Raw genomic sequence first — 24,829 nt, forward strand, 5'->3', positions numbered from 1 at the left:
TCATGAACTTTTTACTTGCCAGGTTGGAACCGCGCGGAGTTCATCCCCATTAGGGGAAAGAGGGGTGAGCGTGGGCAGGATTAAAACAAGCCTGTAACTGGTATAATAAAGGCTATCATTAATATTTTTAAGTCTTTGCAAAAAATGCTTCAACCCGTAGCATAATTCTGGTTTTTCGCTTCAATTATAGCATGTTGTAAAGCGAACCATTTGGCTCATTGCATTTATTAGGATAGAATTTTCCTGAGGCTTTCGATGTTTTTGCTGTTGTGAATTTTTTTTGCCTCGGGGGTATATAAAAACTCAATTCGTTCGGCATACCGTTCAGTAATTTTAGGCCTCACCATTTTTAAGGTACTGTTCAGCAATTGATTTTCTTCGGTAAATGCCTGGTCGAGAATGCCGATGGCAGCTGGTAACCAGCGTTGCGGGAACATATCTTCGAAGTGACCTCCGGTGCGGAAGGCATTAATTTCTTTCTCAATGGTTTTTAAAAGATGTTCTTGCCCATGGGAGTCACTTACATCGATATGATGTTGCCGGGCATACCGTTTTAAGGCCTCTGTATTTACTACCATCAAGCACACGGTATAAGGCTTCTGGTTGTTATACAACATACATTGTTCGATCAGGGGCGAGTGGTCGGTAAGTGCTTCTTCAATGCCTTCGGGACTGAACTTTTCACCATCATCCGCAATCAGAAGGCTTTTTGAGCGACCCAATACGTAAAGAAAACCATCGGAATCGAAATAGCCGAGGTCACCTGTATAGAGCCATTCGCCTTTTAATGCTTCCGCCGTTGCTGCCGGATTGTTCCAATAACCTTTCATTACATTTTCGCCCCGAACCACTATTTCTCCTTTTTGCCCCACAGGCATTTGGTTGCCGTCTTCGTCATAAATTTTTACATCCATAAAGTCCGCAATGGCCCCTGAGGAGCCCATTTTGTGTTTCGAATGACTATTGGACGAAATTACCGGTGCAGCTTCGCTTAAGCCATAACCCTGGAACATGGGAATACCAATGGCATAAAAGAACCGCTGTAATTCAATGTCGAGAAGGGCACCGCCGCCAACAAAAAACTCAAGCTTACCACCAAATCCTTCCCGTATTTTCTTAAAAAGAATTTTATCGTAAAGTTTCACAAAGGGGAACAGCAGTTTTCTCAGAGCTTTTCCTTTGTTCCAACCATTTCCGTTATAGGCATAAGCAAAAAATAGCGAGTTTTTAAATAGAGCATTCACTAACGGGCCTTTTGACCGTATACCATTCTCAATATTTTTCCGGAAATTTTTAGCCAAGGCAGGAACACTTAACAGAAAAACAGGCTTGGTTTCTTTAATGTTAATGGGTATATTTTTAAGAGTATCCATGGGTGTTTTACCCAAATCAATGCAGGCCAGGCTGGCACCGTTTTTCATGAGGGTGTAGATTCCACAGGTGTGGGCAAAGGCATGGTCCCATGGCAGAATGAGCAGGGTAGAATACCATTCCGGTACGGGCATCAGGGTGTTTGATTGTTCTACATTGGCTGTATAGTTTCGATGAGAAAGAATAATTCCTTTCGGATCGGCCGTTGTGCCAGAAGTATAACAGATATTGGCATAATCATCTTCCTTAACGGAATGAATGCGTGCTTTAAAATCCGGTTCTTTGTTTTCGAGAAACACCTTACCGTTCGAAAGAATGGTATCGATGCCAATTATTCCATTATCGATGCTGAGTGGTGCATCGAGAAGTATTATTTTCTCAACAGTGGTGATTTTATCTCTTACCGCAAGCACTTTATCAAGTTGTCGGTTGGTGGTGATGATGTACCTTGAACCACTGTGATTCAACCTGAACATTACCTCTTCGGGGCTAAGTTTTACGGAGAGAGGTACATTCACAGCGCAGTTATAAACAACCCCTAATTCGGCAGTAATCCAATCCAGTCGCCCTTCTGCAAGTAACGACACACGGTCGCCGGGGTTTAAACCCATTTGCTGCAGTCCGGCTGCAAACCAATGTACCCTTTCTTTTACCTGCTTATATGTGTAAGCCTTGTAAACATTCTCTTCTTTCTGATATACATAAGGATTATCTGCGAATTTGGCAGCACTTTCTTCAAATAAACTCACCAGGGTTCTCATGCAAATTGAATTTGATAATAACCAAATATAATAAGCTTTTACAAGATAAGTTCTGTTGGCTTCTTTTTAAAAAGTAGTTTGTGCAGGATGTTGCACATACTTGATGCGAAATAAAAAGGCTGAAATGTATTCAGAAAAATTCTTTAAACAAGAGTTCCCCTTAGACAATTTGATTGATTTTGGAAGATTGTGAACTCTTCTTTTCGGCATATTCATGGAAACATTGATCCATGCATTCGAAGAGTGCATCTATATTAAGCGGTTTGACAAAAAAAGCATTGGCACCTAACTCCAGACTCATTTCCTGTTCATTGTTCCACGAATTGGCGGTTTGCATAATTACTGGAATATCGCTGCAATAAGCACGTGCATGTTTGAGGACATCAAGGCCGTTTAATTCGGGAAGTTGCAAATCGAGAAGTACGATGTCAATGCCCGAATGGTTCACCATTTTTTCATAAGCCTCAATACCATCTTTCGCCCATACGATCTTTATGCCGGTTCTTTTTTCCAGTAATAATTGCAGATACCTGAAGTTTATCGGATCATCTTCGGCAACGAGGACAGTTTTATTGTGCCAATTAAATTGCATACGATTGGGTTTGGTATAGGTTGCTTTTACTCTTTACGGCAAAACTAATAAAAGGATGTTTTTTATTGATGAACCCATAAACTTGGTAAGGCAAAACACTTATTCATGATGACAAATATCATTCAAATATAATGTTACTATTCAATAATCCCATTTTCAATTGAAAGTTGTACTAAAAAACTATTCAGTAATCTTTTTTGTCTTGCGTCAATCTGTCTTGATAGGTATGAATTGATGGTTTTATGTAAAATTCATCACCATTCGTTGATTATTATTGATATTGGACATAGCGAATCGTAACTTTATTCAACAAATAATATTTCGAAGAATATGAAAAAAAGCCGTAATTACTTGTTTTCAATGCTTATCCTCTCTCTGACAGCGATAAGTTGCGATGAACTGATTGACCAATTGAACCTCGATTTTACTGTTGGTCCACATAGGGTTGAATTTACTATCGAACCTGCCAACCAGGGCGATATTTTTAACGAGTTCGATGTTTACATTCACGAGCTAACCGAAGAGGTTGAGGCAAAGGGTGGAAAGATGGATCAGCTCGACAAGGTGAGTTTAAAAAGTGCTACCATTAGTATTGTATCTGGCGCACCTAATTTTAATGCATTCGAATCCTTCGATGTATTCATCAAAACGCCATTAAAGGCTGAGAAGAAAATTGCATCGATGGAAAGTGTTCCAATGGATGTAACCAGCATCGTACCTGTTGTTATTTCTGACAACCTGAAGGATTTTATGCTGGAAGATGAATACACCATTGTGCTCAAAGGTGTTCTGCGCGAGACCATTACTCAGAATGTAAACCTCGAAGCGGAGATTTATTTTGATATAAACCTTTAGCAAGGAGGCACATTTATGGGTTTGCCCATCAAGACAGACTCAAAAAGGCAAAATTGTTGTAATGCAAAATTCTTAACTTTTATTCACTACTGAGAACTATTCTCAGTAGTGCTTGTTATGCCATGGTATCAAATTAAAAATGCCATGGCATTTACTATATCTATTGGCAGCAATGCCCCCGATTTCTTATTGACTGCCACCGACGGCAGAGAATACAGCCTCGATAGTTTTGTGCAAAACATGTTCCTTGTAATTTTCTTTACCTGCAACCATTGTCCTTATGTTCTAGGTTCCGACGAAATAACGCGTTTAACAGCATTGAAATTTGCCTCTTCGGGTGTAAGGTTTGTAGCCATTAATAGCAACAGTGCTAATACCTATACCGAGGATGACTTCAAACACATGGTGGATCGTATGAACGAGTTTAAATTTCCGTGGGTTTATCTGCATGATTCGACACAAGAAATAGCTATGGCTTACGGCGCTCTTCGAACACCTCATTTTTTTGTTTTTGATCAGGCGCGCAGGTTGGTCTATACAGGGCGTGCGGTGGATAGTCCACGCGATGCTGCGCAAATAAAAATCAATAACCTCGAACAGGTTTTAGAAGAGTTAGTTCAGGGAAAGAAATTGAGTGTAACAGCCACTAATCCAATTGGATGCAATGTAAAGTGGGAAGGAAAAGACAAGCACTGGATGCCAGCCGATGCCTGCGATTTAGTTTAATTGCATTATTCAATGATCAGTAAATCAGGTGCGAAGGTTAATAAATATTTTTTATTTAAAATTATTGCTTTCTAAAAATGTTTAGATTTGTCTTGATAACCAATACAAAGCTGCAATGAAACTCACACGATTTATCTTATTTATGTCGGTTGCCATGCTGGTAACTTCCTGTAATTTCTTTAAAAAGCAGAAACTATTCAGCAAAGATGTAGATACTCTTTTAACTCAATCCCCAGCTATGGTTGAGGCAGTCGAGGATACAGTTGAGATTGAACAGATAGTTGCAGAAACTGAACCGGTTGACCTGAATAATGAAACCAGAATTGGCTATTCTACCGATCGCTATTACATGATTGTAGGTAGCTTTTTAAGTGAGAAACTGGCCATGAAATATGCCAACACCATACTGGATATGGGTTATAAACCCCAGGTTATCTATTCTTCCAGCGCTGGATATTATCGTGTTTCGGCCAAGTCATATACCGATTTTAAAACAGCCGTGAACGATATTCCTGTCTTTCGCGAAGCAGTGACCAGCAGAGCCTGGGTACATGTAAAGAAGTAATTATCAGAAAATTATAAATAGAAAGGCTGGCAGAATATCAATCTGTCAGCCTTTCTTATTTTCAGAGAGTACCTGTCATGATAAACAATGGCTGGAATTCGAAACTCTTGTAGTAAGGCCGGTAGCGGTCTATGTTATAAAAACGCTTGACATCGATTTTCTTACTGGTACTGGTTACCACATCAATTGGAGCATTGTCGTATCTACCATTTCTCAGCACTACAAGTCTACCGTGGATACCTTTCATTATGATATCTAGCGCAAGGTTTCCATAAGCCATTGGAACGATGGAATCGATGGCATCGGGTTCACCACCTCTTACCAGGTAACCAAGCTGCTGACTTATTACATTGATTTGGCGCCCTCCGTTGTAGGTGGGCGATAATTCTTTAATTCTTGAAGCAACATAGTCGCCAATGCCACCTAGTTTGGCATGACCATAGGCATCTTTCTCTTGCGAGCGATAAGTCATTTGTTCATCGCCAGCCAGCATGGCTCCCTCCGATATGATGGCAATGGAATATTTACTGGGGTTTTTATTACGATCCTCTACCAATAGCTGTGTGAGTTTTTCAATATCAAATTTATGCTCGGGTATTATACACCGATTCGCAGCACCAGCTATGGTTGGCAGCATGGCAGTAAAACCGGAGTAGCGACCAAAAACTTCCATTACCAATATTCGCTCATGCGAACCTGCAGAGGTACGAAGCGTATTGCAAATTTGTATAGTACGCGAAACACATGTGCTAAATCCAATGCAATATTCTGTGCCAGCCACATCATTGTCCATGGTTTTTGGTATGCCTACCACTTTCACCCCTTCAGCATACAAGCGGACTGCATAACTCAAGGTGTCATCTCCTCCTATGGGTATGAGATAATCGATGCCCAGAAACTCAATGTTTTTAATTACTTCAGGGGTTAGATCGTTTATTTCATTGGTATATTTGTCTTTGAGGTGATCAGGTACATGATTTTTTGTTACATGGCTGGGCCGGGTGCGGGAAGTGTGAAGAAATGTGCCACCTGTGCGTCCTGCTTTGTTAACGATATCTTCATTGAGTATCATATAATGGTCGGAATTGTCAGCTTCTTTATCAGGAATTAAATCGGTTATTCCTGCCCAACCACGACGCAAGCCAATTACTTTATAACCCTCGTGCAGGGCCCTAACTGTGATAGCGCGAATGGCAGGGTTCAGGCCTGGCACATCTCCTCCACCGGTTAAGATTGCAATGGTGCCTCTAATATTCTTTGGTTCGTCCATTTTATGTGTTTATGTGATTTTTCAGAGAGGTATAAATTACTAAAACTTTTCCGAATTGCAAATGGCAGGGAATAGCAAAAAGGCCTTCCCGATGTGGAAAGGCCCTTGAGTAAATAAATGAATTACTTGTTTATGCTTTTTCGTATTGAAGCGTTTTAGTAGGTGCATCGCACACTTCAGTTGGCCCGAAATATTGTATTGGACCGGGATATACATAAAGAGTCTGATTTGCCCAATCAGCCCTATGTTTTTCGAATGCCTTAAATGGTGCACCGTTCAGGTCGACAAGGGCTTTCTGAATTACGGGTTTCATTTCGCCATGACGACGCTCCATGTTCATCATCATGGTAACTGGTATGCCACCAGCAATCCATTTGTCAGCAGGAGCAGTGAGGTTTCTTACTGAGGCCATGTAACCGGTTTTTTCCTCGCCAATAAGCACTGCTGCAGTGTAACCAAGCGAATAGGTATAGTCGGCATCGAAGTTCGAAGGAGCTGCACAGCGGCCTTCGTATCCGAAGAAGTGGTTCTGGGCAGCAAACTTGCCGTTGTATTGGTTGTTCTTTTGCATTTGTTTCAAGCGGGTCTCAACCATTTCGATGAGTAATTTCTCGGTTTCGATCTTCGATACCTGCACATTGCCATGAGGGTCGCGATCCATAATAAGCTGGTCGGCAATGTCGGTAGGCAAGCTGCTATAAACTCCTGACAATTCTGAAGTTAGTTCGGCCGCAATAAATTTTCTTTTCTCAAGTTTGGTTTCCAGTTTGCTGAACTCATTTTCTTTGTGCGCCATGACATCGTTCAATTCGGCCATGAGTTTTTTCATTTCCGGTATGAATTCAATCAGCCCTTCAGGGATGAGTACTGTACCAAAGTTCTCTCCATTGGCGGCACGTTTGGCTATTACCTCTGCAATAGAATTGACAATTGCCACGAGGGTTTGCTTTTTTTGTTCAACCTCTTCAGAAATCAGTGTGATATTTGGTTGGGTTTGCAGGGCACATTCGAGACCGATGTGTGAAGCCGAGCGACCCATGAGCTTAATGAAGTGCCAGTATTTTTTAGCTGAGTTGGCATCGCGCTGTATGTTGCCAATCAGTTCGCTGTATACTTTGCAAGCAGTGTCGAAACCAAAGGATGTCTCTATCATCTCGTTTTTAAGGTCGCCGTCGATGGTTTTGGGGCAGCCAATTACCTGAACACCGGCATCTATTTTTTTGTAATACTCGGCCAGCACGCAGGCATTGGTATTGGAGTCGTCGCCACCAATGATAACAAGTGCTTTGATGCCAAGCGATTTGCAATTGCCTAGTCCCTGATCGTATTGCGATTCTTTTTCGAGTTTGGTTCGGCCCGATCCAATAATGTCAAAACCTCCTGTATTGCGGTATTCGTCTACTACTTTTGAAGTGATTTCCATGTATTTGTTATCGACAAGCCCGGATGGTCCGCCCAGAAAACCATAAAGCTTGTTGTTTGGGTTAAGTGATTTTAATCCATCGAACAAACCGGCAATTACATTGTGCCCGCCTGGTGCTTGACCACCCGAAAGAATAACGCCTACATTAATTGCCTGGTAGCTTTTTTTTGCACCCGGTTCGAACGTAAGCAGCGGCATGCCATAGGTATGGGGAAATAATTTAGCGATTTCGGCCTGATCGGCTATTGACTCAGTTTTTTTTCCTTCAACAACTTTTACTTGTCCTTTGAGTGATGAGGGTAGCTTGGGATTGTATTGTTCCCTGGCTTTTTGCAATGCACTTTTAATCATGGTGTTGTATGTTTAATTATGATATTTGTCAATAAACTATTTGAGGCTGCAAAATTGCACATATTTTTATTAAAATGGAATTTATATGCTTCGATTTTTAGCCAGACGGAAAGGGACTGCAAATCATGCGAAACAACAGTCCGAAATATGCTTCGATGATTTTACAATAAATATATTGTGCTAAATTTAGCCCAACCTAAAAATGAATACAATGCAAAAAACTTCTATGAGGCAGTCAGGAATCCGTTGGGTTGTGCTGCTCGTGATTAGCTCCATAATGGCTGCCAATTATTTTTTCTACGATGTACTTTCTCCTTTACAGGGAAAGCTTCGGGAGGTGTTTGGCTTTTCGAACAGCGAATATGGTTTTTTGGTATCGGCTTATTCCATATCCAATGTTTTTTTGCTGATGGCCATTATTGGTGGGATTATTCTGGATAAAATAGGTATCCGAATTACTGGTTCGCTATTCGTAGGTTTTATGGCAGTTGGCTCGCTTCTGACCTATTATGGTTCGACCGATTATTTTAACCAGGGAGGCATAGCCTATAATTTTTTCAACTCATTTTTGGTATCCTATAGCCCGGCATTAAAAATGATGACCTTTGGATTTTTTCTTTTTGGACTGGGTGCCGAAACCAGTATTGTGGTGATCAGTAAGATTATTGTAAAATGGTTTAAAGGAAAAGAACTTGCTTTTGCTTTGGGTCTCAATATTTCAGTTGCCCGTATGGGTACTTTAATGGCTTTTCTGTTTTCGGCTTCACTGGCCGATTCGAATCCCTGGAACAAACCTATCTGGCTTGGTGCAATGGCGCTATTAATAGGAGCTCTCGCTTATGGTATCTATATTATGTTCGACCTTAAGATTGACCGCGAAGCTGAGTTGATTAAAGAACGCAGTGAGCAGGAAGAGTTTAAACTTTCGGATTTAAAGGATATTATTAAGATTCCTGCCTTGATATATATAACCTTGCTTTGTGTTACCTTTTATTCGGCGGTTTTTCCATTTCTGAAATATGCACCTGATATGCTGGTAAACAGGTTTGCCTTTACTCCTCAAAAAGCAGGTATGATAGCTGCAATTCTGCCAATGGGGACCATTCTTTTTACACCCTTGTTTGGATTATTTACCGATTACAAAGGCAAAAGCGCTTCGATTATGATTCTTGGCTCGCTTCTTATTATTGTGGCTCACCTGATGTTTGTTTATCTTCCACTTAATCCATACGTACCTATGTTTATTCTGGGTATTGGTTTCTCACTGGTTCCTGCAGCTATGTGGCCCAGTGTGGCTAAAATTGTTGATAACAATAAAATTGGAACAGCCTATGGGTTTATGTTTTCTGTTCAGAATTTAGGTTTGTGGTTGTTTGCAATACTTATTGGCCTGGTACTCGACGTTTCGAACCCTGGTGTGACACAGGAGCTTGTAAAAGACGGACTGGCAAAATACGATTATACCAAACCCATACTCATGCTTGTATTTCTGGGCATACTGGGTATATTGTTTGCAATGCTCCTGCGTCGCGAAGACCGAAAAGCAGGGATTGGCCTGGAGAAACCCAATGTGAAAAAAGACTAATGACGAGTAAAACCATACAAAAGGCTTTTTCCTATTGCCCGATTTGCCAATCAAACAAATTAGAGTTTGACCAGATAAAAAAATACACTTGTACAGCATGTGGATGGGAGTTCTACCAAAACACCGCTGCTGCAGTAGCATGTATCGTCGAAAAAAACGGTAAGGTGCTTGTGGTAGAACGCAACAGAGAACCCGGCAAGGGTATGTTCGATTTTCCGGGTGGTTTTGTCGATCCCGATGAAACTGCCGAAGAAGCTGCCTTACGAGAGCTGAAAGAGGAGCTTGGTATTGAACCAGAAAACCTCCGGTACCTTGGTTCGGCCCCTAATCATTATGTGTACAAGGGAATTGAATACACTACCTGCGACCTGTTTTTTGTGTGTGAACTCAAGCAGCCTAACCTGAGCCTGGATATTTCTGAAATTGCTTCGGTGCACTGGCTATCGGCTGAGGACCTGGATGGCGAAAAATTTGCATTTGAATCAATGCGTAAGGCTTTAGTGCTCTATCGGAATCAGGCAATATAATACTTTATGTAATTGTATACTCAACAAAGAGATAAATTATGATTGACGTTTCTATTATCACACTCAACTACAATAGTACGGCTTATACACTTCAGTGCATCAAATCGATTGAAGAAAAGACTGCTGAGCAAGTGAATTTTGAAGTTGTAGTAGTGGATAACCAGTCCGATGAGGACAATTATGCATCCTTAAAACGTGCTTCATTCAAACCTAACGTCCGGCTTGTTTTTAGTAAGCAGAACCTTGGTTTTGCCGGAGGAATGATGCTGGGACTGCAGCATGCTTCGCCAGCCCGGTATTACCTTTTCCTGAATAACGACTGTGTATTTGAGAACGATTGCCTTTCGGTATTGCTTGATTTTATGAATCGTGAACTCAAAGCCGGTCTGGTTACTGCCCAGATGTACAACTCCGAAGGCAGGCAGGTCCACTCTTTTACGCATTTTCAAACACTTACTAAAATGCTTTTTGGTGTTGGTTTGCTTCGTTTCTTTCATCCCAACAGGTATCCGCACCGAAAGGGCATTTATACCCAACCTCTGAAGGTAGATACCATTGCAGGAAGTTTTATGTTTTTCAGGGCCGAGACTTTATCCCTCACCGGTGGGCTCGATACCCGCTATTTTTTGTATTGCGAAGAAGAAGATGCTTCGATGCGCACCAAACTTGCCGGATATGAGGTTTACCTGGTTCCTGAAGCCCGGTTTACACACTTCGAAGGAAAAAGTACCGTCACCAATTTTGCTACCAAACGAGAATACTTTATTTCGTTAATGCAATACCAGCAGAAATTCTTTTCCAAACCGGTGCAACTTGTTTTTCGCTTGCTTTATGCCGTCAAGGTTGGGAAAAAGTTTTATAAGGATTCAAAATACTTGGCGCTTGCTTGGTTTATTTTCAACGGAGCTAATCCTTCGAAGAGCCTGCGTTACAAGCAAAGCATCAATCTATCGAGGTAAAGCAAATCTTTTTTCTACAGCATCAGAAGCCTACGAGCATAAGAATTTTCCTACCGAAGAAAGAAGATCGATTTTCTGATAGGGTTTGGCCAGAAAATGATCGCACCCCGAATCAATTACATCCTGCTGTTGGCTGATAAGCGCGTGGGCTGTTTGTGCAATGATAGGTATGCGGTGGTTGTGGTTTTTTATGATCGAAATAGCTTCGTAACCATTCATTTCGGGCATTTGAATGTCCATTAATACCAAATCTATTTTTTGGGGATGGTTAAAAATGACATTCACTGCTTCGAGGCCATTTTTTGCTCTTAAAATAGTAGCCTGGGTATCTTTTAGTATGGTATGAATATAAATGTAACTCGAATCTTCGTCTTCGGCCACTAAAATGGTTTTATCGGGAAAAGTATATTGTTTCTGTTGACTCTCCTGACTGAGTGGCAGGTTTTGTTGAAGAGTCTGGCTCTCGAGGTAGGGGATTTCGAAGTGTAAACCAGTGCCCTTTCCAGGTTCAGATTCGAGCCATATTTTACCACCAAATTTTTCGACAAGGTTTTTGGAGATAAATAAACCGAGACCAGCTCCGCGAAAAATTTTATTTTTTAATTCTGCTTTTCTGAAGCGATCGAAGATGTATTCCTGAGCCTCTTTATCGATACCGATACCCGTATCTTTTACAAAGAAGTGAATAAGTGGCTTGGTTGTTCCGGTTTGTTCCAGGCGATAGCCATAACACACATGGCCTTGCTCGGTAAATTTAAGGGCATTTCCGATAAGGTTCGATAAAATTTGGTGCAACCGGATTTTATCGGTTAAAATTACTGGACTATACTGCGGCAGGATGTCGGCATATAGTTTAAGGTGAGACTTGTCCATACCTGCTTTTTGCTCGTGGAAGATGGTATGGATTTCTCCCAGAATCTGGTTTAATGAATGGCTTTCGTATTCAATCGAAACCTGGTTGGCTTCTATGCGCGATATATCAATAATGTCGTCGATAAGCCTTAAAAGCGAATTGGAGTTAAGCACAATCTGGTTTTTAAACTCTTCGCGTTCTTCGTCGCTGAGGCTGTTGTCCGAAACAAGCAACTCCGAAAATCCAATGATGGCATTCATGGGTGTGCGTATTTCGTGAGAAACATTCGATAAAAAGGCTGATTTCAACGCATCACTTTCTTCGGCTTTTATTTTAGCTATTTCGAGTTCGCGGGTGCGCTCTTTTACCAAAGATTCCAGGTTCTCTTTATGCATTTGAAGTTCGCTGGTACGCTCCTTTACTATTATTTCGAGGTTTTCGTTCAGCTGGCTCAATTCTTTGTTTTTACTTTTAAGATCATCGAGCAGCTTGCAGTTTTCTTGTTTTAAATCGTAAAGCCGAATGGCATTGTCAAGAATCACTTTTACTTCATCTTTTTCCCATGGCTTGCGGATAAACTGAAAGATACGCCCCTTGTTAATAGCCGCAATAATATCCTGTACTTCGGTATATCCGGTCACCACAATGCGAAAGGCTTTTGGGAATTCAATGGCTGCTTTTTCCAGTATCTGCACCCCGCTGATTTGGGGCATACGCTGGTCGGAGATGAGAACCTTTATGGGGTTCTCGTGTAAAATCTTCCATGCATCCTCTGCGTTCTGGGCAATATGCACCTGGTAATGTTTACGAAAGGCGTATTTAAAGCCTGAGAGGTTTTCCATTTCATCGTCGATGTATAAAATGTGGCTGAGAGGAGTATCCATGAGATTTATGAGAGTTTATTCTGAGTTTCTGAGAGTGTGTTATTTTTTATCGGTAGGAATAGACTAAAATTTGTACCAAGGCCTGGTTTACTACTTACCTCGATGTATCCCTTATGCATTTGTATTATGCTGTAAACAATAGACAAACCCAGACCAGTGCCACTTCCAACCTCTTTTGTTGTGAAAAAGGGTTCATAAATGCGTTCCATCACATCCTGGCTCATTCCTTTTCCGGTATCGCGAATTTCGACTTGCACAAAATCTATATGCTTTCGGCTAGTTGTTCGGGTGCTTATTTCAATCTTTCCTTCATTCTCAATGGCCTGTATCGCATTAATCAAGATATTTAGTATTACCTGATTGATTTTTCCTGCGATGCAGGGAATGGGAGGAATCTCTCCGAAATTTTTAATGATCTGTATGCGGTCTTTGTGGCCTCGGCCTAACAATACAATAGCCGATTCTATATTTTTATGCAAATCGGTGTCGGAGAAATAGTCTTCGTCCATTCTTGAAAAGGTCCTCAGACTGGAAACAATTTCCCTGGTGCGGTCTACACCCATTTTAATGTTGCCCGTGAGTTCATCGAAGCCAATTAGCAAATCGTTGTAACCGATTTTTTCCTTTATGCGGTTTATTTCACCCTGGTCGAGCCGGTCGGCCTGTTTTTCATAAAAACTCATCAGGTAATGGAAATCTTCCAGAATATCTTTCAGACCTTCGATACTGGAACTAATAAAGTTTACAGGATTGTTTATTTCATGCGCAATACCTGCGGTAAGCTGCCCCAGCGAAGCCATTTTCTCCGAAGCGATAAGTTTCGATTGAGTTTCCTGCAGCTTTTTTAAGGCCTTTTCAGCCCTATTTCGTTGTTTTTCCAGTTCGCTATTGGCGTTTGTAAGGGCCTTGGTTTGTTGAGACAACACCATTGCCTTTTCTTCAATTAATCGGTTTTTGTTTATAATATCCAATTCAGCCTCTTTGAGTTTACTGATGTCTGAGTCTATGGCAATGATTTTTGTGATTTCTCCAGCTTCGTTTAAAATTGGTGTCAGGGTCGATTGAAGCCATTTTACTTTCCCGACTTCGGTTTCGACATAGGAATTGTAATTGACAGGTTTTTTCGATTTCAGGCAGTTAGCAAAAATTTCTCGTGCATTGGGCGAATTGCTGGCACTTAAGAAGTTTTTTCCTTTCTCTTCAATAAATTCAGAAAGTTTATGACCTTGTAAGCGTTCGAAAGCATTGTTGGCCCATTCGATGTTGCCAAGCTTGTCGAGAATGAGCACTGCATTGTCAGTTTTTTCAGCTACAAGGGAGAGTTTCTCCAGCTCGAGGTTATTCATCTGCAATTCTTCTGCCTGAAATTCAATCTGTTCTTTCTGAAGTATGATTTGCTGGTTTCTTAGTTCGAGGTCAATGTTACGAATGGTTTTTGTTTTGTAATTGCGGTATACCAACAATATGAGTACCAGTAGCACTACAATAAACGCCAAAAAAATGAACAGAGCAGTGCCCTGCGATTGAATTTTACTACTCTGAAGTTTTAGTTTTTTTTCTTTTTCCTGAATCAGGCTCATCAGCAGATTAAGGCTTTTTTCTGTTTTGACTAATTCCGATTGTTTTTTGGCCAAATCGATATCGAGGGTAGATATTTGTACGTTTTTTATGCTCAGGGCCAGGTTGATACTATCAAGCTTTTGTTGACTTACCCTGGCCTGTGAAGATAGAATAGCAAGCTGGCTGTTAAGTTCCCTAAGAATGTTGTGTTGGTCGTGGATATTGCCAATCTGAAATTGGATGATATGGTTCAGCGAATCGATACGAATAAGAAGTTCTTTTTGCCTTTCTTTTAATTCACTAATCTCTTGTGTTTTCCGATTGAGTTCTGTTTGAAGAGCCAATGAGATTTTTTTTTCGGCTTGGAGAAATTGTTCACTTTCTTCGTAAAGACCTAACAAATCTGCATTGGTGCCACCCCTACAAACAAGTGTAGCCGATACTTTAAATCCTAAAGCTTTCAAACGCGAATAGTTCAGTTCGAAATCTACAGTTTCGTCCGGACGATAAATAAAATTCAGCATGGAGAGCTCGATATGGCTGGCCTGGTCTGTAATCAGCAGCACATTTTTTTTGCCAATTATTGAATTTATGCTGGTAAGCTGCGAATTGTTTTCGTTACATACCAAAAGCAGGTTGATTTTTTCAGGAAGTTTACCTGGTTTTAATTGCAGCACCTTCACTGGTTTCTCACCTTGCGAAGGTGCCTCCAGCTTTTTCAAACTTTGGAACAGTACCTTATCTTCGCCCATGAAACCCATTGTAAGGGTATCGGTAATATCAAAATCAGAATGATGAATGTGATTTAGGATGGTTGAAATCAGTGCTGCTTTTGCGTCTGAATCGCTGTATTTCTCAGCTTGCCGGGCATTGGTTGATTGCATCAGAAAAATGCAAATACAAAAGAATAAGGCTTTTGAAAATGCCTGCAAAATCATGAGAATTGGGTTGATGTTGGCTCAACAAGATAATTATATTTTGGTACAACTGACGGGTAGTGTGTATAAAAAGCATTAACAAAATGGATTATATCATATTTTAACCTGGTTTTAGGTTTGGGCTAAAATATTGAAAGTCAATTAAAAAACTGAAACGAAAAATTGTCAAAATATTTATTGGTTTAATTCTACTTTAACAGATTAAACAAAACCCTTGTAAACATTGATATTTCAAGGAAATTCAGTATCTTCAATGCACAGAAAAACAGGCTTATCGTTCCGAAAAATGTTTAATACAACGTAAAAATAATAATCGATATGGAAAAACACTGACCTCTGTAATAGAGCGAGTTAGTGTTCACCTTAATGATTATCAGCATGTATTTTGTAATTCAACAAAGAAGTTCTTTGACAAAGCACAGCAATATTCATTAGGAATAATACAAAGTCAGATGCGCAATATTGAAAGAATAAGCGAAGATTTGGGAGCTAACTACCATCAAATGCAGCACTTTATAACTGAGTCTAACTGGGATCATCGAGTTTTGATAAATCAAGTAGCCCAGGAAGTAAGCCAGGTTTTACCCAAAAGAAAACTTACAGGATTGATTATTGATGAAAGTGGTTGGGTAAAAAAAGGCGACCATAGCGTAGGCGTTGGACATCAATATTGTGGGAATGTAGGGAAACTATCAAATAGTCAGGTTGCGGTATTTGCTTGTTTAAGTAATGGGGATTTTGCATCAATGGTTGATGCCCGACTATACCTTCCCAAGGCTTGGTGTGACGACAAGACAAGATGCGAAAAAGCAGGCGTTCCTGTAAAGCACCGAACATTTAAAACTAAGCTCGAACTGGCATTAGAAATTATTCGCCAGCAAGTAACCAATGGCATCATCTTCGATTTTATTGGAGGCGATGGTTATTATGGTAACGATGTGGATTTTGCCAGCAGCATAGATTTGCTTGGTTATCTGTACATGCTGGATATCCATAAAGACCAAAAAATATATTTGGAACGTCCTGACTTGGCTATTCCCGAGCGAAAAAGCAATAAGGGTCGTGAACCCAAGAAATTAAAAGCAACTACAGACGAATTAAGTGTATCAAAATATTTACAGACTTTAAATGACGAAAATTGGCAGCGTATTAGTGTTCGTAATACAGCCAAAGGAGTTCTTGTAGCTGACTATCATTTTATAAAGCTTTGGATAATCAATAACAGTAAAATGCAAGTAGAGCAAAGGTTACTGGTTATCCGTAAAACGAAAACCAAAGAAGGCAAGGACGAAATAAAATATTCTTTTACCAATGCTAATCTTGAACAATACACTAAGAAAGCTATAGCCTATATGCAAGCACAACGGTACTTTGTAGAACATTGCATAAAAGAATCAAAACAGATACTCGGGCTAGACCAGTTTCAGACACGAAAATGGCTTGCATGGCAACACCAGGTTGCATTAAACTTTTTGGTCTCGTCATTTATTTTAAAAGAAAAATTGCATTGCTTTGATGATTTACCTTTACTATCGGCTCGTGATATTAAAGAATTTATCACTTTTAAACTTTATAAACAGATGACCGAAGAACAAATGATTGATAGAATTTATGACCGGCATTTAAAACGACAGCGTGATATAAATTACTCATATTCAAAATTGTAAATCTGTTAAAGTAGAATTAAGTATTTTCCGATTGATTTTGTGTGCAGATCACCTAACTGGCAGGCTGCATTGGTGCCTTCTTTTGGCATACAACCGAACGGAATAATGCAATCTTAGAATATAGTGTTTCGGCTTAAAACAGATTAAAGAGCTTTGCCGTGGAAAGCAACAAACCAGCAATAAGTATGTACCTGATGTATTGAGGACCCCATTTCATGGCGGTTTTAGCTGCTACCCATGCACCTAGCACATTTCCAATGGCCAGAACAAAGCCCATAAGGTAATCGACCTGATTGGTGAGCATAAAAATGATAAGTGCAAGCGGAGTAAAAAGCAGCACCAGCAATACCTTTAAAGCATTCGATTTTAATAAATCCATTCCATTAATGAGCACGAGGGCTGCCAGCATAAAGTAACCCACACCCACCTGGATAAATCCACCGTACATTCCAATGGCAAAAAACACCAGCACATTCACCCAGTGCGATTTCGAGCTTACCAGGCCGGCTCTCGATTTAATCCAGATGTCGGGCTTAAACAGAACAATAAGAAGAATGAAGATGAGTATAAAGCCAATTACCTGCTGCATCAGAGCCTCGTTAATGTTCACAGCAAGAATAGCCCCCGGGATGGTGCCCAGGATGGAAGGGATGATGAGCCAGAGGTTTTCGCGGGTACTAAGTACATTGCTTTTTTTAAATTCGGCAGTGGCTACCAGCGATTGAAAAAGTATGGCAATTCGGTTGGTGCCATTGGCCACATTGGCAGGCATTCCGGTAAAAATAAGCATGGGAAGTGAAAGGGCCGAACCGCCACCGGCTAGTGTATTGATAAAACCAGCCACAAAACCAATGCCTACAACCGCAAGGTAAATGTACCACTCCATTTAGAAACAATTTAAATGTTCCCAAATATAGGCATTATACCTTTTTTTCTGGCTTTTCCATAACAAGTAAATACCCACAAATATTATGCTTTGCCCTAATGAAAATAGCCACCATTTAAAAGGCCCGGGCATATAAGTTGAGTTTTGTACCATTAGTTGGTTAAAAGGGTCTGTTTCCTTCAACTCATTTATAGGTAGTTGTTGTATAAAGAAGAAATAATCGAGCATGAAGGACAATAACAGCACTAAGGAACCAGTGATAAACAAAAACCAATGAAGTTTTTTCATTCTTATACTTCCTGTTTTTTCCTCCACTTTAAGAATGAGCACTGCAAGCAGTATCATGCTCAGAGAAATGATAACCGGAGCCAAAACAGGGCCAACCCACAAAAGGGGTATAAGAAACAAGATGTCGGTGGTGAATAAGGATTCGGGCCAGTTTAAAAGCAGTTTCAGAAATAGGTAATAGAAAATATCCCAAATGGCAAATGAATAGAGAAACCAGGCAAACCGGCTGTTAAAGGTACGTCCCGAAAGCCATCCTATGCAAACCAGCATAATTAAGGTAGCTAACTCGCGCAACAATTCTGCAGACAATATTTGTTGGCTCATAGCAACCAGGGGAAATTGAAAGCCATCGGGGTAGTAAATCTCACGCAGGTAAACCACCACTGCGGTTTCCAGAAACCCCATGGCCAGGCTAAAGATGCCTACAAGAATCAATTTGCGGTTCAGTTCAGAATTATACATTTTTCCCAATGTGTAAGAATTCTGTGAATTGCCTGCTTTTTCTGGCAACAGATTATTGCAACACAATACGCCCGCTGGCTTTTATTGCAGCTCCCGTATTTAGTGTGAACAAATATAGTCCTTTCTTATAAGCTAGTTGTGAGGCTGTAATCTCAATTTCATTCGCACCAGTATGGCCTTCAAGCCTGGTTTCGAAAACCAACTGACCTAAATAATTGTATACATGAAATGTTACAGGAGAGGCATTGTCGAGCATAAACTTCAGACTTGTGCTGGTTGTAAACGGATTGGGGTATAGGCTGATATTGTTATTTGCCAGACTGTTCTCGTAAAGGGTATTGATGGTCTCAAAATTTGCAATCTCGCTATCCATCCATGTGAGACGACTGCTGATCCAGCTTTTTAAATAATCGATTTCTGCCGGAAAGCTTCCACCAACAAAGGCGTTGGGCCAAACATATTGATCCAGTATCGGGTAGGTTTCGAAATTTCGTTGTTGCGCATTGTTAATCCGATCAGCAACAGAATCGATGTAGTTATGGATGGTATTCACACTAAAAACCCCAGCTCTCAATTGGTTCCAGCGTTGTTTTAATTGTCCGCGGTAGAGTGGGTCTTCGAGCAATCTTTCCCACCAATAAGGAGGTTGAAAATAATCTCCTTCAGCTACCGATTCATACATCCATCCCGATGTATTCCATCCATCGTAATAATCTGCATTGCCAAATGCAAGGTTAAAATCCCACAAGGGACCCATGGTGAGCTTCCCATTCTTGCTATCTTTGTCTTTGTACATAAAAGCACTCAAACGGTAAGCATCTACATTTTTGCTTAGTTCGTTGATCAGAAAATAATCGATAAAAGAGGCTACATCGATGTAGGCTGCATAACCTGTTTCGGGATTGGCAAACTGACTGCTGTTAAGGGTGTTTTCGAAAGATGTGACATAATTGCGGATATAGTCTCTTTGCACCGCAGGCATATCGGCATAATCGGGGTAGATGTAGTTAATCACAATTTCTCCCCATCCGTTCATTCCCGGGTAGGGCGATATCCAAAAGTCTTCAGCCCGGTCGATGCTTACAATATACCCTCCTGTAAGGTCATCACCAGTAATTTCATCTGGGTTCAGGGTGCTAATGTTTACACGGAATTTGTCTTTTTTGATTTTTTCCATCAACACATATACTCCTGTATAGTTTTCGTTGATAAACAATTCGCAGAAGCTTGTACGAGGGGCATAACGTCCCATGGAATTGCCCAGATAGAAGGTAAGTACGTTGCGCATAAGGCTTTTGTCGGAGTAGGGGCCATGGAGTACCCAATCGTTGTCGGCTGGCATACCCAAAAGTGAAGCATTGTTGTTGGCTCCTAATGAATCGCGTGTTTCGAGTCCATAATTTTTCTTTTCGAATGATTGCGAGGAGCTTCCTCTTGTTTCTATGCCAATAAATCCGTCATATTCGTTGGGTGCATCTGTTGGCTGGTTCAGGCCATTCGGGTTGTCGATGATGCCCATGGTGGCAGTAATTTTTGGCTCATCGGGAATTTCTATTCCCTGTGTGTTGATTTTCACAATGGGTAGATCACCTTCACTAAAACCATAGGGTGGCAGAAAATAGTCTGCAGTTTCGTTGTATTGAAGCGTTTCGCCGGCAATCAGTGCATTTAGAAATACAATGGCCGTAAGGTCCGATGAATTGATGCCCTGGTTGATAAACTGCAAAGCCAGCAGGTTATTACCTTCCTGAAGCATTGAAGTTTCAAAGATAAATCGCACTGGTTTGCCCCCCTGATACATGAATGCTTCATGTCCATCGGTTAATACACTATTAAAAACCGGTATAGTTTCCGCTACATTCGAAGAGCGGGCTATTTCGATTCCGTTAAGATAGGCTACAAATCCATCATCATAGTCCACATCCAAATGGCATTCGAGTATGTCGTTAAGACTGTTTACCTGAAATGTTTGCAAAAGATATACTGAGTTTATTGCCGGTATGATAGTGGCATCGTCGTCATCGCCATAACCAATTCCACCCGGACCTGTTTGCCAGGAAGAAGCATCGAAGCCAGGCAGATTCCATCCCGAAGGTGGTGCCGAGGTGGCCGGCAAATATTGCCAATTGTCACTGGCAAGTACAATAGTTTCCCAATGGTTTTGAGAATATGCAGAAACACTCCAAATGAAAATGGAAAAAGCAAAAATGAATCGAAGCATGCGAAAGAGTTTTAGTGTTCTACGGAACAGGAAGGTTTTGGTTTAGATTCGGAACAAAGAAGTGCAAAAGTACCCACAATTCATATACATCCTCAAACAAAAAATGTAACCCTCTCTTTCAATTATTGCACCGTGAAAAATATAGACTAACTTTAAGCAAACAAACTGAAAAAAATGAAAGCACCAAATCTGGAAGTTAAAATAGGCGTAGGGATAGACGAATTTCTATTTGGAATTTCGCGCGAAATATTGAAGGAAAAAATGGGCGAGCCGGATGAAATTGAAGAGAATGACGAAGGCGACGAAGAAGAAGGAAAAATTGAAATCTGGCATTATGATGATTTAGAATGTTCGGTTGAATTTATTGAAGGGAATAACTGGCAATTGTCTGCCATTGCCATCAATTCTGAAGAATGCACCATGGCCGGTGTAAAGATTATGGGAAAAACCCTGGGCGAAATTACCAGCCTGATTGATGCCCTTAGCCTGGGCGAATATGAATCGGAAAAAATTGATGTGGGCGATGGAAACGACATTGTGTTGCTCAGTGTATTCGATGCCGGTCTGAACTTTTGGTTCGAGGCGGGTATACTCACTGAATTGCAAATGGTGGAGACCGGTGAGGAATAACACCGACATTTTTGAATCTTGAGATACGAATTGCCGTTTACACGATATAATTGTGTATATTAGAAGTATAGGTTTTATTTCATGACAAAGGCAATTTGGCGTTTCGTAGTTTTCATTATTTTTCTGCTCTTTTTCCAATTAGCGACTAACAAGCTTCAGAGCCAGGAAGTGGCCTTCGATATGCAATTCAGGCATATTACAGAGGAGAATGGTTTGGCCAATAATATTGTGAGCGACATTGTTCAGGATTCATCTGGTTTTTTGTGGTTTGGTACGCTCGATGGTTTATGCCGGTACGATGGCTACACGATGAAAATTTACAGGCAATCTGATGACCCGAACTCACTTTGCGATAACTACATTCTGGATGTATTTCTTGATAAGCAACACATCCTTTGGATAGGTACCAACAGTGGGGGCCTTTCCCGTTTCGACCCTTCAACAGAAAATTTTACAACCTATACCATGTCGGGAGACCACCCTCTTGCCAGCAACCGGGTTACACGCATTGTGCAAGATCGTTCAGGTTTTTTGTGGCTTTCCACTTTTTTTGGGGGTCTTACCCGTCTTGATCCCCTTACCGGCCAAACTTTGATTTTTGAAGCCAGTGCTACCGAGGGCAACAGCATTAGCAGTAATCTAACTACCGAAGTACTTGTGGATAACGATGGTAGCATTTGGGTAGGTACTCAAGACCAGGGACTGAACCATTTCGACCCCCAAACCTCCATTTTTACTTGTTATAAGCAAATTCCTGGCGACCCTTTAAGCCTTAAAAGCAATGAAATATATTCGCTATATCTGAACAAACAGGGGCAAATAATGGTAGGCACACACTCGGGTCTATCGGTATTTGACCGTTCATCCGGGTCCTTTCAAAACCAATTCGAATACGGTATTAATGATATAAAAGAGTTTGATGGTTATTACATTTACGCCACGCTATTTGGACTTGTAAAGCAGAAAAAGCTTCAATCTGAATCTAAAGTCTATATTCACAGCGAAAATATTCCTGCTAGTCTAAGCCATAACGATATAATAAGCATTTTTTCCGATAAATCAGGAATCCTTTATTTGGGTACTGGTGGTGGAGGAGTAAACGTATTTTATCAATCGACCAAGAAAATCCTTACATATAGCCACAATTCTAATCTTCCAAATTCATTAAGCTCCAATATTGTGAGAGGATTTACAGAAGATGCAGAAGGAAATATCTGGGTTGTGACCATGAGTGGAGGTATTAATATTTTCGAACCCAAACCGGGCTATTTCCATTCTCTTGCCATGGGCAATTACAAAGGTATTCACCTGAATGTGTTCTCGACATTGTGCGCCTATGCTGACTTGCGCAAGAATATCTGGGTTGGCACCTGGGGAGAAGGGGTTTATATGCTTCCTCAGGGTAAAAAGGAATTTGTAAACCTGCGCAGAGAAAAGAATCAGGAAAACACGCTTTTGTCGGATATCGTACATGCTTTTTACGACGATGGTTTTGGCAATATTTGGATTGGAACCGAAGACGGATTGAGTATCTACAACCCTTCCAGCCAATCGTACCGTAACTTTACCCAGTTTTCAGCAGACAATCAGTCCATTACCCAATACAGTGTGCAGAGCAATTGCATTTTAAGTGATGCCTTTGGAAATTTTTGGGTGGGTACCTACGGCGGGCTCAATCATTTTATTCGCGAAAGAAAAACCGATAATCCTTTTACCGACAACTTCAGGGTAGTGAAATATGCCAAGGAAGGTGAAGAAGGAGTTCGATTGAATGACGAAAGGATAATCAGCATTCATCATAATCCGGAAATTGACAAGCAAAGCATATTTGTGGGTACCTATGGTGGCGGCTTGCAGGTAATAAAACTAAATGCAACAGGCGATTCGGTGGAGAGTATCAGGCAATATACCGACAAGGATGGTTTGCCCAACAATGTTATTTTTACCCTGTTGTCGGACGAAAGTGGTAATCTTTGGATGAGCACCAACAAAGGCCTTGCCCGGTTTAATCCCAATACCCTCGAAGTGAACACCTACGATCGTCATGATGGTTTACAGGGCGATCAGTTTTATTGGGGTGCAGGATATAAAAATTCCTTAGATGAGTTTTATTTTGGCGGAATTAACGGGTTTAGCCGATTCCAGCCTCAGCATATCCTCCTCGATCAATATCTTCCAGCGGTGGTAATCACAGAAATGCGCATTGCGAATAAACCAGTTCTGATTGGCGAGGAAATTAACGGAAAAATTATCCTTACAAAAGACATCAATAAAATGGACAAAGTGGTACTCAGCTACCACGAAAATATTTTCTCCTTCGAATTTGCAGCCTTACATTACGCTTTTCCTCAAGACAACGCATATGAATATATGCTCGAAGGTTTTGAAAAGGAGTTTAATCGAATTGAATCTGCTCACCGTTTGGCTACTTACACCAATTTAAATCCGGGTGAATATGTGTTTCGTGTACGGGCCTCCAACCACGATGGTGTTTGGAACCCAACAGAGAAAACTTTACGGATAGTAATTACCCCTCCTTTCTGGAAAACTTTGTGGTTTAGGTTGATGGTATTACTTACAATAGCAGGTTTAATTATTCTGATTTACCTGCGCCGGGTGGCACAGATCCAAGCACAGAGTGTTCAGCTTGGCCTGCTTGTAGAAAAGAAAACTCAGGAACTTGCCGATAAAAACAGTGAGCTGGAGGTTCAGGCAAAGGTGCTCGAAAATGCCAATACTGAACTTACGAGAAGCAATGCCACCAAGGATAAGTTTTTTTCTATTATTGCGCATGATTTGAAAAATCCTATCAATGTTTTGCTTGGCTTTGCCGATTTGTTGCAAGCAAATTACGATCAATACGATGACGTAAAAAGAAAAAGATTTATTTCGCTGATTGTCGATTCAACGGAAAAACTCAACAACCTTACCGACAACCTGCTTACCTGGTCCAGGAGTCAGGCCGGCCACATTCGTTACCATTTTCAGCCTATCAATATCACAGCACTTATTGAGGAGAATATTCACCTCTTTCAGGAAGTGGTAAAAAAGAAAAAGATTCATATTGATTTTCTTCAGAAAAACAATGCTTTCCATGCCCTTGTCGATACACAATCGATGGCTACTGTGCTACGAAACTTGTTGGCCAATGCCATCAAATTTACTCCTGCCGATGGCAGGGTAGAAATAGATATTATTCCCAATACCGGGCAAAAAGAGCTTCTCATCAAAGTGAGTGATACAGGAGTAGGTATAAGCGATGATCAGCGCGAGAAACTATTTTCTGTTGGTCATTCCTCCACCACACAAGGTACACAAGGGGAGAAAGGTACCGGATTGGGCCTGATACTCTGTCAGGAATTTGTGGAGGCAAACAAAGGTAAAATCTGGATTGATAGCCTACCGGAGAAAGGCACAACAGTTTCGTTTACATGCCCCTTGGCTGAATAACTTTG

At 40.8% G+C, this 24,829-nt stretch carries 18 protein-coding genes; 9 read left to right on the top strand and 9 right to left on the bottom strand.

Features of this window, described 5'->3' with window-relative positions:
- Positions 1-227: 227 nt before the first annotated feature.
- Together IPM71_12820 and IPM71_12825 are read right to left on the bottom strand one after the other, a co-directional pair.
- Complete coding sequence (locus IPM71_12820; GenBank protein ID QQS50456.1) at positions 228-2,132, bottom strand: AMP-binding protein; 1,905 nt, start codon at positions 2,130-2,132, stop codon at positions 228-230.
- Between the two features lie 160 nt (positions 2,133-2,292).
- On the bottom strand, positions 2,293-2,724 hold the full coding sequence (locus tag IPM71_12825; GenBank protein QQS50457.1) for a response regulator: 432 nt from the start codon (positions 2,722-2,724) through the stop codon (positions 2,293-2,295).
- Positions 2,725-3,054: 330 nt separating this feature from the next.
- On the opposite strand from IPM71_12825, the gene IPM71_12830 reads away from it, so the two are divergent.
- The 3 genes from IPM71_12830 to IPM71_12840 all read left to right on the top strand — a co-directional run bounded on the left by IPM71_12830 (position 3,055) and on the right by IPM71_12840 (position 4,870).
- Entirely contained in the window at positions 3,055-3,579 is a 525-nt protein-coding gene (locus IPM71_12830) for a hypothetical protein (protein ID QQS50458.1), read from the top strand.
- Between the two features lie 144 nt (positions 3,580-3,723).
- Entirely contained in the window at positions 3,724-4,305 is a 582-nt protein-coding gene (locus IPM71_12835) for a thioredoxin family protein (GenBank protein QQS50459.1), read from the top strand.
- A 115-nt stretch (positions 4,306-4,420) separates the two neighbouring features.
- Positions 4,421-4,870: an SPOR domain-containing protein gene (locus IPM71_12840; GenBank protein QQS50460.1), complete on the top strand. Its 450-nt coding sequence runs from the start codon at positions 4,421-4,423 to the stop codon at positions 4,868-4,870.
- 61 nt (positions 4,871-4,931) lie between these two features.
- Here IPM71_12840 and IPM71_12845 read toward each other — a convergent pair whose 3' ends face one another.
- Together IPM71_12845 and IPM71_12850 are read right to left on the bottom strand one after the other, a co-directional pair.
- The gene (locus IPM71_12845) at positions 4,932-6,140 is read right to left on the bottom strand and encodes an ATP-dependent 6-phosphofructokinase (GenBank protein QQS50461.1); all 1,209 of its coding nucleotides are present in this window, start codon (positions 6,138-6,140) and stop codon (positions 4,932-4,934) included.
- Positions 6,141-6,270: 130 nt separating this feature from the next.
- Positions 6,271-7,914: a diphosphate--fructose-6-phosphate 1-phosphotransferase gene (locus IPM71_12850; GenBank protein QQS50462.1), complete on the bottom strand. Its 1,644-nt coding sequence runs from the start codon at positions 7,912-7,914 to the stop codon at positions 6,271-6,273.
- Positions 7,915-8,125: 211 nt separating this feature from the next.
- Between IPM71_12850 and IPM71_12855 the strand changes: the two genes are divergently transcribed.
- From IPM71_12855 to IPM71_12865, 3 genes are read left to right on the top strand one after another with little or no spacing between them, the layout of a single operon-like run.
- Positions 8,126-9,499 (top strand): MFS transporter, encoded by a 1,374-nt coding sequence (locus tag IPM71_12855; GenBank protein QQS50463.1) that lies wholly within the window; start codon positions 8,126-8,128, stop codon positions 9,497-9,499.
- Complete coding sequence (locus IPM71_12860; protein QQS50464.1) at positions 9,499-10,026, top strand: NUDIX domain-containing protein; 528 nt, start codon at positions 9,499-9,501, stop codon at positions 10,024-10,026. Before IPM71_12855 ends, IPM71_12860 begins: the two co-directional genes overlap by 1 nt.
- Before the next feature lie 38 nt (positions 10,027-10,064).
- Positions 10,065-10,985, top strand: a complete 921-nt coding sequence (locus IPM71_12865; GenBank protein QQS50465.1) for a glycosyltransferase family 2 protein — start codon at positions 10,065-10,067, stop codon at positions 10,983-10,985.
- A gap of 30 nt (positions 10,986-11,015) precedes the next feature.
- On the opposite strand, the gene IPM71_12870 is transcribed toward IPM71_12865, so the two are convergent.
- Both IPM71_12870 and IPM71_12875 read right to left on the bottom strand, forming a co-directional pair.
- A complete protein-coding gene (locus tag IPM71_12870) occupies positions 11,016-12,722 on the bottom strand; it encodes a response regulator (GenBank protein ID QQS50466.1) in 1,707 nt (568 codons plus the stop codon).
- 5 nt (positions 12,723-12,727) lie between these two features.
- Complete coding sequence (locus IPM71_12875; protein QQS50467.1) at positions 12,728-15,220, bottom strand: DUF4154 domain-containing protein; 2,493 nt, start codon at positions 15,218-15,220, stop codon at positions 12,728-12,730.
- Positions 15,221-15,672: 452 nt separating this feature from the next.
- On the opposite strand from IPM71_12875, the gene IPM71_12880 reads away from it, so the two are divergent.
- Positions 15,673-16,887: an IS701 family transposase gene (locus IPM71_12880; GenBank protein ID QQS52839.1), complete on the top strand. Its 1,215-nt coding sequence runs from the start codon at positions 15,673-15,675 to the stop codon at positions 16,885-16,887.
- Positions 16,888-17,020: 133 nt separating this feature from the next.
- On the opposite strand, the gene IPM71_12885 is transcribed toward IPM71_12880, so the two are convergent.
- Genes IPM71_12885 through IPM71_12895 form a run of 3 tightly spaced genes read right to left on the bottom strand, consistent with a single transcriptional unit; the run spans position 17,021 to position 20,744 of the window.
- Positions 17,021-17,773: a sulfite exporter TauE/SafE family protein gene (locus tag IPM71_12885; protein ID QQS50468.1), complete on the bottom strand. Its 753-nt coding sequence runs from the start codon at positions 17,771-17,773 to the stop codon at positions 17,021-17,023.
- Positions 17,774-18,523, bottom strand: a complete 750-nt coding sequence (locus IPM71_12890; GenBank protein ID QQS50469.1) for a hypothetical protein — start codon at positions 18,521-18,523, stop codon at positions 17,774-17,776.
- A 52-nt stretch (positions 18,524-18,575) separates the two neighbouring features.
- Positions 18,576-20,744, bottom strand: coding sequence for a CotH kinase family protein (locus IPM71_12895; protein ID QQS50470.1), 2,169 nt, complete (start codon positions 20,742-20,744; stop codon positions 18,576-18,578).
- Positions 20,745-20,918: 174 nt separating this feature from the next.
- Here IPM71_12895 and IPM71_12900 point away from each other — a divergent pair, with 174 nt between their 5' ends.
- Together IPM71_12900 and IPM71_12905 are read left to right on the top strand one after the other, a co-directional pair.
- The gene (locus tag IPM71_12900) at positions 20,919-21,374 is read left to right on the top strand and encodes a hypothetical protein (protein ID QQS50471.1); all 456 of its coding nucleotides are present in this window, start codon (positions 20,919-20,921) and stop codon (positions 21,372-21,374) included.
- An 81-nt stretch (positions 21,375-21,455) separates the two neighbouring features.
- Positions 21,456-24,824 carry a hypothetical protein gene (locus IPM71_12905; protein ID QQS50472.1) on the top strand — a complete coding sequence of 1,123 codons (3,369 nt, stop codon included), beginning with the start codon at positions 21,456-21,458 and terminating at the stop codon, positions 24,822-24,824.
- Positions 24,825-24,829: the final 5 nt, after the last annotated feature.

This window comes from Bacteroidota bacterium (assembly GCA_016699695.1).
Lineage (GTDB): Bacteria > Bacteroidota > Bacteroidia > Bacteroidales > UBA10428 > UBA10428.